Source organism: Roseateles sp. P5_D6, from assembly GCF_054049415.1.
In genome coordinates, this window is sequence record NZ_JBFUMK010000004.1 from 189,912 (window position 1) to 205,011 (window position 15,100).

Annotated in this window: 12 protein-coding genes and 1 riboswitch; of the genes, 8 read left to right on the forward strand and 4 right to left on the reverse strand. The window is 69.1% G+C overall.

Going from position 1 to position 15,100, the window contains the following annotated elements:
• Positions 1-4: 4 nt before the first annotated feature.
• Positions 5-550: an RNA recognition motif domain-containing protein gene (locus ACXJKM_RS06705; RefSeq protein WP_457351153.1), complete on the reverse strand. Its 546-nt coding sequence runs from the start codon at positions 548-550 to the stop codon at positions 5-7.
• 234 nt (positions 551-784) lie between these two features.
• Between ACXJKM_RS06705 and ACXJKM_RS06710 the strand changes: the two genes are divergently transcribed.
• The 8 genes from ACXJKM_RS06710 (at position 785) to ACXJKM_RS06745 (ending at position 9,504) form a co-directional block, all read left to right on the forward strand.
• Positions 785-1,684, forward strand: a complete 900-nt coding sequence (locus ACXJKM_RS06710) for a hypothetical protein (protein WP_056191870.1) — start codon at positions 785-787, stop codon at positions 1,682-1,684.
• Positions 1,681-2,460: a helical backbone metal receptor gene (locus tag ACXJKM_RS06715; RefSeq protein ID WP_457351155.1), complete on the forward strand. Its 780-nt coding sequence runs from the start codon at positions 1,681-1,683 to the stop codon at positions 2,458-2,460. The genes ACXJKM_RS06710 and ACXJKM_RS06715 overlap by 4 nt, the downstream gene beginning before the upstream one ends.
• Positions 2,461-2,505: 45 nt before the next feature.
• The gene (locus ACXJKM_RS06720; RefSeq protein WP_056191866.1) at positions 2,506-3,147 is read left to right on the forward strand and encodes a MarC family protein; all 642 of its coding nucleotides are present in this window, start codon (positions 2,506-2,508) and stop codon (positions 3,145-3,147) included.
• A 4-nt stretch (positions 3,148-3,151) separates the two neighbouring features.
• Positions 3,152-4,177 carry a nitronate monooxygenase gene (locus ACXJKM_RS06725; RefSeq protein ID WP_457351157.1) on the forward strand — a complete coding sequence of 342 codons (1,026 nt, stop codon included), beginning with the start codon at positions 3,152-3,154 and terminating at the stop codon, positions 4,175-4,177.
• Positions 4,165-4,833, forward strand: coding sequence for a two-component system response regulator CreB (gene creB / locus ACXJKM_RS06730; RefSeq protein ID WP_457351159.1), 669 nt, complete (start codon positions 4,165-4,167; stop codon positions 4,831-4,833). The genes ACXJKM_RS06725 and creB overlap by 13 nt, the downstream gene beginning before the upstream one ends.
• Positions 4,834-4,941: 108 nt before the next feature.
• Positions 4,942-6,363 carry a two-component system sensor histidine kinase CreC gene (creC, locus tag ACXJKM_RS06735; RefSeq protein WP_457351161.1) on the forward strand — a complete coding sequence of 474 codons (1,422 nt, stop codon included), beginning with the start codon at positions 4,942-4,944 and terminating at the stop codon, positions 6,361-6,363.
• 60 nt (positions 6,364-6,423) lie between these two features.
• Positions 6,424-7,803, forward strand: coding sequence for a cell envelope integrity protein CreD (gene creD, locus ACXJKM_RS06740; RefSeq protein ID WP_056192615.1), 1,380 nt, complete (start codon positions 6,424-6,426; stop codon positions 7,801-7,803).
• A gap of 51 nt (positions 7,804-7,854) precedes the next feature.
• Positions 7,855-9,504, forward strand: a complete 1,650-nt coding sequence (locus ACXJKM_RS06745; protein ID WP_457351163.1) for a GMC family oxidoreductase — start codon at positions 7,855-7,857, stop codon at positions 9,502-9,504.
• 37 nt (positions 9,505-9,541) lie between these two features.
• On the opposite strand, the gene ACXJKM_RS06750 is transcribed toward ACXJKM_RS06745, so the two are convergent.
• Genes ACXJKM_RS06750 through ACXJKM_RS06760 form a run of 3 tightly spaced genes read right to left on the reverse strand, consistent with a single transcriptional unit; the run spans position 9,542 to position 14,759 of the window.
• A complete protein-coding gene (locus ACXJKM_RS06750) occupies positions 9,542-10,954 on the reverse strand; it encodes an ATP-binding protein (RefSeq protein ID WP_457351165.1) in 1,413 nt (470 codons plus the stop codon).
• The gene (locus ACXJKM_RS06755; RefSeq protein ID WP_235531788.1) at positions 10,951-12,540 is read right to left on the reverse strand and encodes a sensor histidine kinase; all 1,590 of its coding nucleotides are present in this window, start codon (positions 12,538-12,540) and stop codon (positions 10,951-10,953) included. Before ACXJKM_RS06755 ends, ACXJKM_RS06750 begins: the two co-directional genes overlap by 4 nt.
• Positions 12,541-12,599: 59 nt before the next feature.
• Positions 12,600-14,759, reverse strand: coding sequence for a S8 family serine peptidase (locus ACXJKM_RS06760; protein WP_056191853.1), 2,160 nt, complete (start codon positions 14,757-14,759; stop codon positions 12,600-12,602).
• Between the two features lie 112 nt (positions 14,760-14,871).
• Positions 14,872-14,962: riboswitch (cyclic di-GMP riboswitch) on the reverse strand.
• Between the last annotated feature and the right edge of the window lie 138 nt (positions 14,963-15,100).

A 15,100-nucleotide genomic window follows, 5' to 3' on the forward strand; every position in this document is an offset into this window, starting at 1 on the left:
GGGATCAATAGCCGCCGGAACGGCCACCGCCGCCGTAGCCACCGCCACCACCACCGTAGCCGCCGCCACCGCCGGAACGGCCACCGCCGCCACCGCCATAGCCGCCGCCACCGCCGGAGCGGCCACCGCCACCACCACCGTAGCCGCCACCACCACCGTAGCCGCCGCCACCGCCGCTGCTACCGCCGCCGCCGTAGCCGCCGCCACCGGAACGGCCACCGCCGCCGCCGTAGCCGCCACCACCACCGAAGCCGCCACCGCCGGAACGGCCACCGCCGCCGCCGAAGCCGCCCGGACGCTCTTCACGAGGACGAGCCTCGTTGACGACGATGGCGCGGCCTTCGAGGGCCTGGCCGTTCATGCCGTTGATGGCTGCTTGCGCCTCAGCGTCCGAACCCATTTCGACGAAACCAAAACCCTTGGAACGGCCCGTCTCGCGGTCCATCATGACCTTCGCGGAGGTCACCGTACCAAATTGACCGAACGATTCTTGCAGCGATTCGTCACGCACGCTGTAGGCCAGATTGCCCACATAAAGCTTGTTTCCCATGGGGAAGCCCTTCTCTACTCAAAACCAAAAAACCATGTGGAGCTTCAACCCTACGTGAACCATTCAAGCGAAGGTGCGGCGTCCAGACACAGGCAATTGATTATGGTGGCGGGGTAAAGAGATTGCGGAACGCCACTCCGGCAAGTGTTGTTTTTCAGAGCTAGCACAAACCCTGGCGCCTGGGAGCCATCACGGTCCCGTCATCGATACCATCGCCCCGCCCCACCCGAATTCATGACAACCAGCCTGCTCGTTCCCCTCACCCGCGTGCTCGCCAGCGTCGACGCGCCGCGCAATCTGCGCGCCCTCTATGCACTGCTGGCCGGTTTTTGCGCCGCCGGCCTGCTGCTGGCCATGGCCCAGTCAGCCTTGGCGCGCGATCAAGGCCTCTTGAGCGCGCTCTGGGTGGGGCTGGCCTTGGCTGTCGCTTTTTTCAGCGTCAATGCGACGGGTCTGATGCTGATGGACCAGGCGCGCGGCCTGCCCGTGCGCGACCCTCAGGACGCGCTCTCGGACGCCCTGCGCAGCGGCCATCGCGTGCTGCTCGCCCTGTTGGCCTGCCTGGCCCTGGCCGGCGCGGCCGCCCTGGTGCTCGCCGGGCTGCTGTGGGCGACGCATTGGCCGGTCGTCGGCGCGCCTCTGCTGGCCGTCGTGCTGCCGGCTGGCGTGCTGGTGCTGGGCGGCATCAGCTTCGTCCTGGTCGTTCTCGTCGGACCTCTGGCGGGGCCAGCGGTGTGGGCGGGGCGGCGCAGCGCCGGCGTGCTGGTTTTTTTGCGCGAGCGCCTGCGTCACGGCCTGCCCGAAACGGCGCTGCTGATGGCCGCCGTCTACCTGATGACGGCGCTGGCCACGGCGGCCGTCAGCTTCGTCGTCGTCAGCGGCGGGCGGATGGTGGCCGGCCTGGCCATCCTCGGCGCGGGTGTGGAGCTGCCCGCCAACCAGTTGCTGGCCGGCGTCATGGGCTTGGGGCCGCGCGGCCTGGGCGCCAGTGGCGTGCCGCTGCAGGGCGGCGCGCTAGGCCTGGCTGCATTGATCGGCGGCGGCGTCGTGTTCGCCATCGCCCTGGTGCTGCCGACCCTGGTCTGGCTGCGCGGCTGCTGTGCCGTTTATCTGGCAGTGACCGAAGCGGAATGACGTCGCCCCGAATCGCGTCGCTCGTGCCAAGCGCGACGGAGACGCTGGTGGCCTTGGGGCTGGGCCATCGCTTGGTGGCCCGGACCGGTTTTTGCGTCCACCCCGCCGAGGTGGTTGCCACCGTTGCCAAGGTGGGTGGCACCAAGGACGTGAATCTGGCCAAGCTGAGAAAGCTCGCACCCACCCATGTCATCGTCAACGTGGACGAGAACCGGCTGGAAACCGCCGAAGCGCTGCGGGAGTTCGTACCCGAGGTCATCGTGACCCACCCGAGCCGGCCCGAGGACAACCTGGCGCTGTTCGAGCAGTTGCGCGCTGCCTTTGCCGACCAGCCGGGCGTCAACGAACGCGCCGCGGCGCTGTCGGCCGAGTTCAACGCCGCACTGGCCCGCTGCCGCGAGCGCGCTTGGCCCGGCGAGAACGTGCTCTACCTGATCTGGCGCGACCCATGGATGACGGTGGCGCGCGACACCTATGTCTCGACGCTGCTGGTCGAAGTCGGCTGGCGCACCTGGCCCGACGTGCTGGGCGGAGAGCACGGCGCCGGCCGCTACCCTGCGCTTGCGGGCGATGAAGCCTGGCTTCGCGACATCGACCGCGTGCTGCTGAGCTCCGAGCCTTATCGCTTCGGTGCTGCGCATATCGCCGCGGCGCAGGCGCTGTGCCCGCAGGCACGCGTGCAGTTGGTCGACGGCGAACTGCTCAGCTGGTGGGGTTGCCGCGGCGCGGCAGGGCTGGACTATCTGCGCACCCTGCGCGAACACGCAGAGGCTTGAGTTTTTCGGCCTTGACAGCATCGGGGCCCGCCACAATCAGTCGCCATGGACATCTACAAGCCCCTCGTCGCGCTGTTGGCCATCGTGAATCCGGTCGGCGTGGTGCCCTTCTTCATCCACTTCACGTCCGCCTTTTCGCGCACGCAGCGGCGCAAGACCATCCTCGTCAGCGCCAGCACGGCCGGCATCGTCATCGCCTTGAGCGCGCTGTTCGGACTGAAGATCATCGAGTTCTTTGGCATCTCGCTGGCCAGCTTCCAGGTGGGCGGCGGCTGCCTGCTGCTGATCAGCTCGCTGCAGATGCTCAACGCCCAGCCGGCCGAGGCGCGCAAGGAGGATGTGTCGGAGGGCAACACCAAGGCCGACGCCGGCGCCAGCATCGCCGTCGTGCCGCTGGCCATCCCGCTGCTGACCGGCCCGGCCACCATCTCCACCATGGTCATCTACGCCGACAAGACGCGCGTCTGGTGGGAGCTGGCCGTGCTTTGCGGCTATGGCGTTGTCGTCGCCCTCGTCACCTTCGTGGTCTTCTCCGCGTCCAGCAAGATCGCCAAGGTGCTGGGCCAGACCGGCATCAACATCATGACGCGGCTGATGGGCCTCATCCTCGCCGCACTGGCGGTGGAGCTGCTGGCCGACGGCCTCATCAAGCTTTTCCCGGTACTGGCCGCACGAACCGTGGGGTGACCACATGAGCCTGTTTGACCTGCCTCCCATCTGGATGGCGCCGATGGCCGGCGAGGCGTCCAGCGCCGCGCTGGTGGCCGCCGTGAGCGCAGGCGGCGGCTTCGGCCAGCTCGGCGCGGCCTATCTGACGCCGGCACGCATCACCGAGATTGCCGCCGACATCCGCGCGCGCACCGGCCAGCCCTTCGGCATCAACCTGTTCTGCCCGCAGCCCTGGCTGCGCGACGACAGCGCACTGGACGCCTACCTCGCCCGCCTGGCCGCCTGGCACTCCGAACTGGGCCTGCCAGCGCCGGCGCGGCCGGAGCGCTTCGAGGAGGACTTCGACACCCAGCTTGAGGCCACCATCGCCGCGCATCCCGCCGTCATCAGCTTCGCCATGGGCGACCCCGGCGTGGCGCGCGTGGCGGCGTTGAAGGCGCAGGGCTTCACCGTGCTCGGCACGGCCACGCAGGTGGCGGAAGGCCTGCTGCTGCAGGCCAGCGGCGTGGATGCCGTCATCGCCCAGGGCTACGAAGGCGGTGGCCACCGCGGCGGCTTCCTGGGCAGCGCGGAAGGCGCGCTGATCGGCACGATGGCGCTGGTGCCCCAGCTCGTCGACGCGCTGGATGTCCCGGTCATCGCTGCCGGCGGCATCGCCGACGCACGCGGCGTTGCGGCGGCGCAGGCGCTGGGCGCCAGCGCAGTGACGGTCGGCACGGCTTTTCTGCTGGTCGACGAATGCCCACTGTCGCCGCCCTACCGCGCCGCCCTGCTGGCTGCGAGCGACGCCGATTCGACGCTGACGCGCGCCTTCTCCGGCCGCCTGGCGCGCGGCGTGGCCAACCGCGTCACGCGGGAGCTGGAGGGCATCGTCCTGCCCGCCTTCCCGCAGCCCAACGCGGCCAGCCGACCGATGCGCCAGGCGGCGGCCAGGGCCGGCCAGGCTGACTTCATCAGCCTCTGGGCCGGTCAGGCGCTGCCGGTCAACCGTGCGCCGGGTTCGGCTGCGCAGCTCGTCGCGAGCTTGGCCAAGGGTTGGCGCACTTGATCCTGCTGCTGGAAGACGACCCGGCGATTGCGGACACCGTCGCGTTCGCGCTGCGGCGCGAGGGCTTCGTCGTCGAGCACTGCGCCTGGCTGGCTGAGGCCCGCGAGCGCCTTCGCGCGGCACCGGCGCCCGAGCTGCTCATCCTCGACATCGGCCTGCCCGACGGCCACGGCCTGGACCTTTGCCGAGAGCTGCGCAATGGCCCGCTCTCCCGCCTGCCCGTCATCGTGCTGAGCGCGCGCAGCGAGGAGATGGATCGCGTGCTCGGCCTGGAGCTGGGCGCCGACGACTACCTCGCCAAGCCTTTCAGCCCGCGCGAGCTGGTCGCCCGCGTGCGCGCCCTGCTGCGCCGCGCCCAGGCCGCGCCCGCGCCAATGCTGGGCTTCACGGTCGACGGTACGCGAGTCAGCCTGGACGGCGTGCCGCTCAACCTCACCAAGCTGGAGCTCGGCCTGCTGACGCATCTGCTGCGCGCCCCGCAGCGCATCCACAGCCGCGACGCGCTGCTGGACGCCGTCTGGGGCAGCAGCGCCGAAAGCACAGATCGCACCGTGGACACCCACATCAAGACGCTGCGCGCCAAGCTGCGCGAGGCGGCGCCGGCGCGCGACCCCATCAAGACGCATCGCGGGCTGGGCTATTCACTGGAACCATGAGCAGCCGCCAACCGCCCATGAACACAGCCACAGAGGCACAGAGACACAGAGGACAAGCCTGCTTCTCCGTGTCTCTGTGCCTCTGTGGCTTTGTTCGGAGTTCCTGACGTGCGGCTGGGGCTCAGAGTCTTCTTCGGCTTCTTCCTGATCGCCGGCCTCAGCGCAGTGCTACTGCTGAAAGTCTTCCTGGCCGAGGTCAAGCCCAGCGTGCGCGAGGTCATGGAAGACCTGATGGTGGACACCGCCCATCTGATGGCAGAGACCGCCGCCGATGAGATGGGCGCCAACGGCCTCAAGCCCGACAGCCCTCTGGCCGCGCGGCTGCAGCGCTATGTGAAACGCGAGGTCGACGTACCGATCTGGGGTTTGCGCAAGCAGAGCCTGGACCTGCGCATCTATGTGACCGACGCCCACGGCCGCGTCGTGCTCGACTCCGGCCAGCCCTCGGCCGTGGGCCAGGACTACTCGCAGTGGCGCGACGTGGCGCTGACGCTGCGCGGCGACTATGGCGCGCGCTCGACGCGCTATTCCGCGGACGACCGCAGCACCATCCTCGTCGTCGCGGCGCCCATCCTCAAGGACGGCCGCACGCTGGGCGTCGTCAGCGTCGCCAAGCCGGTGGCCAGCGTGCAGCGCTTCATCGACCGCGCCGAGCGCCGCGTGTTCTGGGCTGGCGCCGCACTGCTGGCCGCCAGCCTCATCGTCGGCGTGACGGTGACGCTGTGGCTGGTCGCCTCGGTGCGGCGGCTGCGCCGCTATGCCCAGCAGGCCCAGGCTGGCCAGGCCATTGCGCCGCCGGCCATGCCAGGTGAATTGGGCGATCTCGCCCATGCCATGGACGACATGCGCCGCCGCCTCGAAGGCCGTGAGCAGCTCGAACACGACGTGCGCGCACTGACGCATGAACTGAAGAGCCCGCTGGCCGCGCTGCGCGCCAGCGGCGAGCTGCTGCAGGACGAGCTGCCCGCCGCCGACCGCCAGCGCTTCGCCGCCCAGGTGCTGGACCAGACCGCGCGGCTGCAGACGCTGGTGGAGCGCGTGCTGGCACTGTCGCAGCTGGAGGCCCAGGTCGGGCCGGGCGAGCGCCAGCAGATCACCTTGGCCGACTGGGCCGAAGGCCAGCTCGAGCGGCAGGCGTCACGCCTTGCGCAGAAAGGCGTGAACGTCACCTGGACGGCGCGCGAGGAAGCGATCGTCAAAGTGGACACGGCGCTGCTGGAGCTGGCCCTGGGCAATCTGCTGGTCAACGCCATCGACTTCGCTCCGGCGGGCTCGACGCTCGAACTGGCCGTCACCACGACACCGGTGACCGCACGCCTGGCGCTGCGCGACCACGGCCCGGGCGTGCCGGCGGCGGCTTTTTCACAGCTGGGCAAACGCTTCTTCTCGACGGCGCGGCCGGGCAGCTTGGTCAAGGGTTCGGGCCTGGGCCTGGCGATTGCACGGCGCGTGGCGGAGCTGCACGGCGGCGGGCTGGCCTTCGAGGCGGCGGAACCGGGGTTGCGGGTGACGCTCGTGCTGCCTCGCTGACTTCACACAGACTTCACGCACTTCGTCGCCTCCTCACCGCCGCTGGCGATGCTGGCGGGCATGAAGCTCAACCCCACCTTCTCCAAGCTGGCCATCCTGGCCGTCATCACCGCCGTGCTGTGCATCGTGCTCACCCAGATCGGCGGGCTCGTGCACGAGCGCCAATGGCGACAGCGCGAGGCCGCGCAGAGCGTCGAGCAGTCGCTTGCCGGCCCGCAGGCCTTCGCCGGGCCGCTACTCGTGCGCGACTGCAAGGAAAGCTGGGTCGTGCCGGGCGTGGACAAGAAGAAGGACTCCATCGAAACGCGTGACTTCCAGCTGATGGCATCGCCAACCACGTTGAAGATCGACGGCGGCGTGAGCCCGGAAGTGCGGCACCGCGGTCTCTTCAAGGTGAACACCTACCTCGCCCAGCTGAACGTGGAGGCGCGCTGGGAACGGCTCACCGCATTGGCTCCGCGAGCCGAACACCCGAACGGGCGGCTGAGCTGCGGCGACCCCACCGTGGTCATCGCGCTAAGCGACCCACGCGGCATCCGCACCGCCGAATTGAAGCGGGATGGCGGGACCCTGGCCGTCCTGCCCGGCAGCGCACACCCGACCCTTCACGGTGGCTTGCATGCGACGCTGGCCGAACTTCACACGGACGAGCCCTTGGTGCTTTCGCTGAAACTCAGCCTCGTCGGCAGCCAGCGCCTGGGCATCGTGCCTGCCGCCGGCGATACCCACGTCGCCTTGCAATCGAGCTGGCCGCACCCCAGCTTCACTGGCCAGTTCCTGCCCATCGAGCACCAGATCGGCGTCAGCGGCTTCTCCGCGCGCTGGCAGGTCTCGTCGCTGGCCAGCACGGCGGTAGCCGATGTGCAGGCCGGCCATGCCTTGCCCGACCTCTCGGGTGGTGGCGCGCTGGAGGCGCCCTACCCCGACGGCGGCAAGGTGGTCAAGGGGGGTGGCCTGGACGTCCTCGCCGTCGAGCTGATCGACCCCGTGAACCCCTACGTCATGAGCGACCGTGCCATCAAGTACGGCCTGATGTTCATCGCGCTAACCTTCGTCACCGTCGGCCTGACCGAACTGCTGACGGGCCGGCGCGTGCACCCGGTGCAGTACCTGCTGGTCGGCCTGGCGCTGAGCCTGTTCTTCCTGCTGTTGCTGAGCCTGTCGGAGCATCTGCCCTTCCTGGTCGCCTATCTGATCGCAGCCGGCGCGGCGGCCCTGGTGCTGACGCAGTACGCCGCGGCCATGCTGGGTGGCTGGCTGCGCGGCGCGGCGTTCGGCGGCGGCATCGCGCTGTTGTACGGCGCGCTGTATGTGCTGCTGAGCCGCGAGCAGACGGCCCTGGTGATCGGCGCCGTGCTGCTGTTCGCCGTGCTGGCCGCGGTCATGACACTCACGCGCAAGCTTGACTGGTATCGCCTGGGCAGCGCCGCCGCCGAGTGATTTACGCTAGGGGCTGCATCTCACCCCCCAAGCACGCCCCGTTAGCGCTCAATGTCCCGACAAGGTTTCGACTACATCATCGTGGGCGCCGGCACCGCCGGCTGCCTGCTCGCGAACCGGCTCAGCGCCAACCCGGAGAAGCGCATCCTGCTCATCGAGGCCGGCGGCAAGGACGACTACCACTGGATCCACATCCCCGTCGGCTACCTCTACTGCATCGGCAACCCGCGCACCGACTGGTGCTTCAACACCGAGGCCGAGGCCGGGCTGAACGGGCGCAGCCTGCGCTACCCGCGTGGCAAGGTGCTGGGCGGCAGCTCCAGCATCAACGGCATGATCTATATGCGTGGCCAGAGCCGCGACTATGAGCACTGGGCCGAGACGACAGATGATGACACCTGGCGCTGGGAGCGCGTGCTGCGCGCCTTTCGCAAGCACGAGAACCACTGGCGGTTGGACACGCCCAAGACCGCACCCGAGGGTTTTGCCGCCGTGCACGGCCACAAGGGCGAGTGGCGGGTCGAGCAACAGCGCCTGCGCTGGCCCATCCTCGACGCCTTTGCCGCCGCCGCCGCCCAAGCCGGCATCCCGGCCACGAGCGACTTCAACGCCGGCAACAACGAGGGTGTGGGCTATTTCGAGGTCAACCAGAAGAAGGGCTGGCGCTGGAACACGGCCAAGGCCTTTCTGCGGCCGACCACCTTTGGGCGACCCAACTTCGAGCTGTGGACGGGCGCCCAGGTGCGCAAGCTGCGCCTGCTCAAGGATGACACGGGCCTGCGCTGCAGCGGCGTCGAGGTGCTGACACCTCATGGCGTCGAACAGCCCTGGCTCAACGTCGGCGGCGAGGTCATCCTGGCCGCTGGCGCCATCGGCTCGCCGCAGATCCTGCAGCTCAGCGGCCTCGGCCCGGCCGACCTGCTGCAGAGCCTGGGGCTGACGGTCGAGCAGCACCTGCCGGGAGTGGGCGCCAATCTGCAGGACCATCTGCAGATCCGTGCCGTCTACAAGGTGGACGGCGCGAAGACGCTGAACACGCGCTCGGCCTCGCTGCTCGGCAAGGCCATGATCGGCCTGGAGTACGCGCTGCGCCGCAGCGGCCCGATGAGCATGGCGCCCAGCCAGCTCGGCGCCTTCACGCGCAGCCACCCCGACAAGGTCTGGCCCGACCTGGAATACCACGTGCAGCCGCTGTCGCTGGATGCCTTCGGCGAACCGCTGCACGGCTTCAACGCCTTCACGGCCAGCGTCTGCAACCTCAACCCGACCAGCCGCGGCACGGTGCTCGCCACCTCGCCCGACGCGACGGTGGCGCCGGCCATCCGGCCCAACTACCTGTCCACCGAGGCGGACCGGCACGTCGCGGCCGAAAGCCTGAAGCTGACGCGCCGCATCGTGTCCCAACCTGCGCTGGCCGGCTTCAAGCCCGAGGAATACAAGCCGGGCCCGCAGTTCCAGACCGACGAGGAACTGGCGCGGCTGGCCGGCGACATCGCGACGACCATCTTCCACCCCGTGGGCACCTGCCGCATGGGCCGCAAGGACGACCCCGGCGCGGTGGTCGACTCGCGGCTGCGCGTGCGCGGCGTGAGCGGCTTGCGCATCGCGGATGCCAGCGTGATGCCGACGATCACGAGCGGCAATACGAATTCGCCGACATTGATGATTGCGGAAAAGCTGGCGGGGTGGTTGGCGCAGTAGCCATTCGGCGCACCGACCTGGGCCCCAGTCACCGCGCTCAGCCCGGCGTCGCCTCGGCTCGCCGCACCGGCAGCGTGACGCGGAACGTCGTGCCGCTGCCGACCTGGCTGTGCACGTCGATGCGCCCGGCGTGCTTTTGCACGATGCCGTAGGACAAGGACAGCCCGAGCCCTCTGCCCTGGCCGACCGGCTTGGTGGTGTAGAAGGGCTCGAAGATGCGCCCGAGCACTTCTTGCGGCATGCCGCAGCCCGTGTCGGCCACTTCCAGCCACACATGCGCGTCGCCTTCACAACCGGTTCGAAGCGTGATCGTGCCGCGCACCCCGCTATCGATCGCATGGGCTGCGTTGACGACCAGGTTCAGTACCACCTGGTTGATCTGCGACGGCATGCAGTCGACGTCCGGCAACCGGCCGAACTCCCGCACCAGGTCGGCCTTGTGCTGCACTTCGCCAGCGACCAGGTTGAGCGTGGATTCGATGCCCGCGTGCAGGTCGACGCGCTGCCATTCCTGCCCGGCGTCGACGCGTGAGAAATCCTTCAGATCCTGCACGATCTGGCGAACCCGCATCAGGCCCTCGCGCGACTCCTGGATCAGCGCCGGCATATCGTCGTGCAGATAGTCCAGGCCCACCTGCTCCCGCTGTGCTGCAAGCGATGCGGCCAGGCTCGCGGGCAGCTGGTCCTCGGCCGCGCGGTAGGCGCCGAGCAGCCCGAACAACTGTTCCCGGTAGGTATCCAGCGTGCCGTGGTTCGCAAAGACATAGCCAATCGGGTTGTTGATCTCGTGCGCCACCCCGGCGGCGAGCTGCCCGATGGACGCCAGGCTCTGCGATTGCACCAGCTGGGTCTCCAGCTGCTTGCGCTCCGTGATTTCCGCCTGCAGCGCCGCGTTCGCCTGCGTCAGCTGGGTGGTACGCGCGGCCACCGCGGCTTCAAGTTGATCGATCTGCGCGGCAGCCTGCTGCGTGGCCTGCCATTTCGCAGCCAGCGCGTTGGCCAGCTGGCTCACCTCGATGTTGTCGAAGGGCTTCTTCAGGATGAGCAGCCGGCCGCGGGTGTCCAGGCGCTGCAGCACCTCCTCCCATGAGGCGTCGGAGTAGGCGGTGCAGAAGACCACCTGCAGCCTCGGGTCGGCTTGCCAAAGGCGCTCGACCGTCTCCACGCCATCCCACCCGGGCGGCATGCGCATGTCGACGAAGGCCACCGCATAGGGCCGGCCCTGCGCCAGCGCCTCGACCACGCGGGCCAGGCCTTCCTGGCCCTGGTAGGCCGAGTCGAGCTCGAAGGGCTGGGCGGCTGCGGTGATTTCGTCGCCGAACAATGCCGCCTTGGCGGCTTCCAGCGCCGACGCGGCGCCGAGTTCGGGCGCGAGGATCTTGCGGAAGTCCGCATGGATCGTCGGCATGTCGTCGACCAGCAGGACGCGACGGTTCTCGAAGGAGTTCATGCCTGGGTGTCCGTGGCAGCGGTCAGCGGTAGTTCAAGCGTGAAGGTGGCCCCGGTTCCGGGGCCGTCACTGTGGGCAGTCAGCGTACCGCCCATCTCCTGAGCTGCCAATACGCAACTGTGAAGGCCAAAACCGTGGCCGTCCTGCTTGGTCGTGAACCCGTGCGCGAAGATGCGCGTGAGATTCTCCGGCGCGATGCCGCAACCGTTGTCGGCAACAGCCACCTGGAGGCGATCCCCTTCAACCGCCCGTACCCGCACCACGATGCATTGCCCGACGTCGGGCGGCGCCTGCAGCACCGCATGGCGCGCGTTGCCAATCAGGTTCACCAGGATCAGCAGCGTGCGGTGCTTGTCCAGCATCAATGCCGGCACATCCTCGAACTCGCGCTCCACGCGCAGAGGGCCGATGCCGCCGGTATCGATGCGCAGCGCATCCTCGATCAAGTCGGTGATGCGGGTCGATTCGACCATGCTGGACGCGCCGGCGTAGGACTGCTGCGTCGCCACGATTTCCTTGATGTGGCGCACGCTGCGCGTCAGCGCCGCCAGCTCGTCAAGGATCTGCTGGCGCTCCTCGGCCACCGCCACCGAGAGTTGCTTCAGATAGCCTGGCAGCAGCCGCCCGCGCGCGTCGCGGGTGAGGTAGTCGCCCAGGTCCTGCGCATGCGCGTCCAGCAGCGCCACCGCGCGGGCCAGCCCTGCGGCCTCCGAACCGCGGACCTTGCCACTGATCAACTCGGCCGACACATTGACGCTGTTGAGCACATTGCCGACGTTGTGCAGCACGTTGGTGGCGATCTCGGCCATGCCCGACTGGCGCGCGTTCTCCAGCGCCTGCTTCTGCGCCAATTGCTGCTCGCGCGCCTTGCGCACCGCTTCGGCCGCTTCCTCGCGGCGAAAGAAGAAGTGGCCGGTCGTCAGCAGGATCACGATGATCGGCGTGGCCGCGACGACGACGACGATGCCCGACTGCCGGAAGCTGAGGAACAGCAATGTCGCCACCGAGGCGTTGCCCGCGTAGGCGATGCCAAGCCAGCCGAATGCGTCGACGAATGCCCGGACCGACAGCGGCTCGTTGCGCTTGAGCCGTGGCACGGCCGTGGCCATCACGGTGTTCAGCACGAAGTAGGCGAGCGCAAACAGGATCGCGCCCAGCAGGATCAGGCTGTCGCTCTCCAGCTGATGGCTACGCAGTTCGCCCAGTGCCACGTGCAGCACCGTGCCGGCGCTGAACATGGCAATGGCCGCCATCGCGGGGCTGGCGATGCGGCTGGTCCAGCGCTTGGAGGTGCGCCAGGCGCCGACCAGCGCTTCCGCTGCCGACGCCACGGCCGCGGCCTCCGGCCCGTTCAGCAGCAGCAGCAGGAAGATGAAGATCTCGCCAGCGGTGAACGAGTTCGTTGAACGCGGAATCCGCACCGGCACCAGCCCGGCCAGCATCGCCAGCAGCGTGCCGCCCACCACGCGCAACCAGGCATCCGGCGAAAGGCTCACAACGTGGCGCAACGAGTGCGCGAGCACCACCACACCGATGCAGACCACCGCCCACCAATACACCGCCGCCTTGCGGTTGTAGTCCGGCATCAGTGCCTGATGGACGCGCCGAGGCCAGCTCACTCCGGGCTCGGCGCCTGCAGCAACCATCATCGTTCGCCGGTGCGGGCAACTTCGCTGAGCACGACACCCTCGCTGAGCACCACGCCCTCGCTCAGCACGACACCCTCGCTGAGCACCACGCCTTCGCTCAGCACCACGCCTTCGCTGAGGACGACCCCTTCGCTGAGGACCACACCCTCACTGAGGACGACGCCTTCGCTGAGCACCACACCGCTGCCCGATGCCAGCCAGCCGGAAAGCGTCGCGGTGGGGACGAAGACGCCCGTGCGACCCAGCAGCGAACTGCGGCCGACCAGCGAATTCAGCGTGATGACGCCGTCGGTCAGGAAGCGCTGCCCCGTCGGCACGGGAGACGCCGTGATCGTCGACAGCGCCGCGCCGGGGCGGATCTGGACAGTAACGCGCGTCGCGCTGCCGCCCACCCAGAACAGGCCCGGGTCGTACACCGGCTGGTAGCGGGTGAAAAGCGCGCTGCCGCTGTAGAGGTGGCGCCCGCCGGCGAAGATGATGCGACTCCAGGGCACCGACTGACCGCCGATGATCGACACCGGCGCGGGCATCACCTGGCCCGGCGCCAGCAGCGGCGCACCCGCCGCGATGCGGCCGCTGGCGATGACCGTGGCGAGATCGCTGCGCAGCGCACCGGCCAGCCGCACCGCGCCGTCGACGTTCAACAGGCCCGCGCCCTGCTGCAGCAGGTTGGCGCCCGGCAGGGCCTGCGCGGTGTACTGCAGGATCGCCTTCACCAACGGGGGCGTCAGGCCGGGGTTGGCCTGCAACATCAGGGCCACGGTACCGGACACCACCGGCGCAGCGACCGAAGTGCCGCTCAGGTCCATCAGCTCGCGGCCCCGCGGCTGCGCCGTGCCGCCATAGGGCGCCGACAGCGAGGGGAAGTCCGTGGCGAGCGTGCTGCCGGCCGCCATCGGGCCGACGATGCGATTGCCCGGAGCCACCAGGTCCGGCTTGAGCAGGTTGTCGGCGACGCGGCGCCCGTCGGGCAGGAACAGGCCGCCGCGGGTGGGCCCGCGGGAACTGAAATGGTTGACTGCGTCGTCGCTGCGCGAGGCCGTCGCCTGCGTGTTGGCCGACCCCACGGTGATGACCGAGGGCTCGTTGCCCGGCGAGCTGATCGTGCCGTAGCGCTCCTGGCCGGAAGCGTCCGTGCCGTAGTTGCCGGCGGCAACGACCACCACGAGGCCGGCTGCGCTCGCGCCGCGCAGAGCGCCGCACAGCGGGTCGGTCCGATACGACTCGGTCGAATCGGCGGCAAGGCTCACGTTGAGCACGCGGATGTTTTGCTGCTTCGCATGCGCGATGACCCAGTCGATCCCGGCCAGCACATCGCTCAGCTCGCCTTCGCCGCGGCTGTCAAGCACCTTGACGTCGACCAGCGAGGCCTGGGTGGCGATGCCGCTCGACTCGGGCAGACGCGACGTCGAGCGGCCTGCGGCGACGCCCGCGACATGCGTGCCGTGGCCATATGCATCCGCCCCGCCCGCCGCTTGGGGGCGTTCATCGAGCGCCGCGTCGGATCGGTCGACGCCGGGCTGCCAGGCGCGGCCCGCGCCGCCTTGCGTCACCTTCTCAAAGTCGACGGCGCGTGCGACCCGCGAGCGCTGGCCATCGGTGAACGCGGTGTGGTTCCCAGCGATGCCCGAATCCAGCACGGCGATGGCGACGCCCGAGCCGTCCAGGCCCCGCGCCGCGCCGATCGTGGCGGCACGCACGTCGGCTGCGCCGGTGGAGGCCTCGGTCAGGCTGAACGTGCGGGCCGCGCGCCGGTTCGGCGAGATGCTCTGCACGTCCGGCCGCGCAGCGAGCGCGTCAACCTTGTCAACGGGCAAGGTCACGAAAAGCGCCGGCACCGACTGGTAGCGCCAGTAGACGGTGCCTCCCGCCGCCACGACCGCGCGGCGGAGCTCGACCAGCTCGGCGTCCCGCCCGTCGCTGACGACCAGGGTGTGCACGTAGCGGCGACCAGCCAGTTCCTGTTGCCAGCGCTGGCGAGGCGCAGCGGCCGAATCGACGGCCTGGCGCAGATCGGCGGCAATCTTGTCGCGCGGCGCTGCTTGCGCCAGTGCAGGCCACAGCAATGCAGCCAGCGTCAGCAGCAGCGCAAGCGCCGCGTGCAGGCGCCACTCGATCAGAACTACGAATCGAAGAGGGAGCGTGGTGGACTTCATGGACAGCTTTCGTTGTTGCGCTGATTCCTACGCACACGCCCGGTCGGGCGTCGCGCCGCATCCCGGCGACGGAAGAGCTGCCATGTCGACGGCGACCTGCCGGCGGCTTGTCCTTGGCAACCCCGCTGTCGTAACCCGCCAGGCGGGCCTTAGACCGGAAGCTTTGCGACCCCGGCTTTCGCTCGGGTGTGCCTTTGTCATCAGTGAAAAAGAATGTATTTGAAATCGCAGCGACGCGTTGTGAACAAGTGGCGCTTCCGGCAGCGCCGGGTGACCGTTACACATCGACGGTTCGGTCATGAATGCAGCACCGCCCAGATAGGAAGTCATGCGCCGATCGA

Coding starts and splice junctions, on each gene's coding strand:
- ACXJKM_RS06705 (WP_457351153.1), bottom strand. CDS start 550: ATGGGAAACAAGCTTTATGTGGGCAATCTGGCCTACAGCGTGCGTGAC.
- ACXJKM_RS06710 (WP_056191870.1), top strand. CDS start 785: ATGACAACCAGCCTGCTCGTTCCCCTCACCCGCGTGCTCGCCAGCGTC.
- ACXJKM_RS06715 (WP_457351155.1), top strand. CDS start 1,681: ATGACGTCGCCCCGAATCGCGTCGCTCGTGCCAAGCGCGACGGAGACG.
- ACXJKM_RS06720 (WP_056191866.1), top strand. CDS start 2,506: ATGGACATCTACAAGCCCCTCGTCGCGCTGTTGGCCATCGTGAATCCG.
- ACXJKM_RS06725 (WP_457351157.1), top strand. CDS start 3,152: ATGAGCCTGTTTGACCTGCCTCCCATCTGGATGGCGCCGATGGCCGGC.
- creD (WP_056192615.1), top strand. CDS start 6,424: ATGAAGCTCAACCCCACCTTCTCCAAGCTGGCCATCCTGGCCGTCATC.
- ACXJKM_RS06745 (WP_457351163.1), top strand. CDS start 7,855: ATGTCCCGACAAGGTTTCGACTACATCATCGTGGGCGCCGGCACCGCC.
- ACXJKM_RS06750 (WP_457351165.1), bottom strand. CDS start 10,954: ATGAACTCCTTCGAGAACCGTCGCGTCCTGCTGGTCGACGACATGCCG.
- ACXJKM_RS06755 (WP_235531788.1), bottom strand. CDS start 12,540: ATGCCGGACTACAACCGCAAGGCGGCGGTGTATTGGTGGGCGGTGGTC.
- ACXJKM_RS06760 (WP_056191853.1), bottom strand. CDS start 14,759: ATGAAGTCCACCACGCTCCCTCTTCGATTCGTAGTTCTGATCGAGTGG.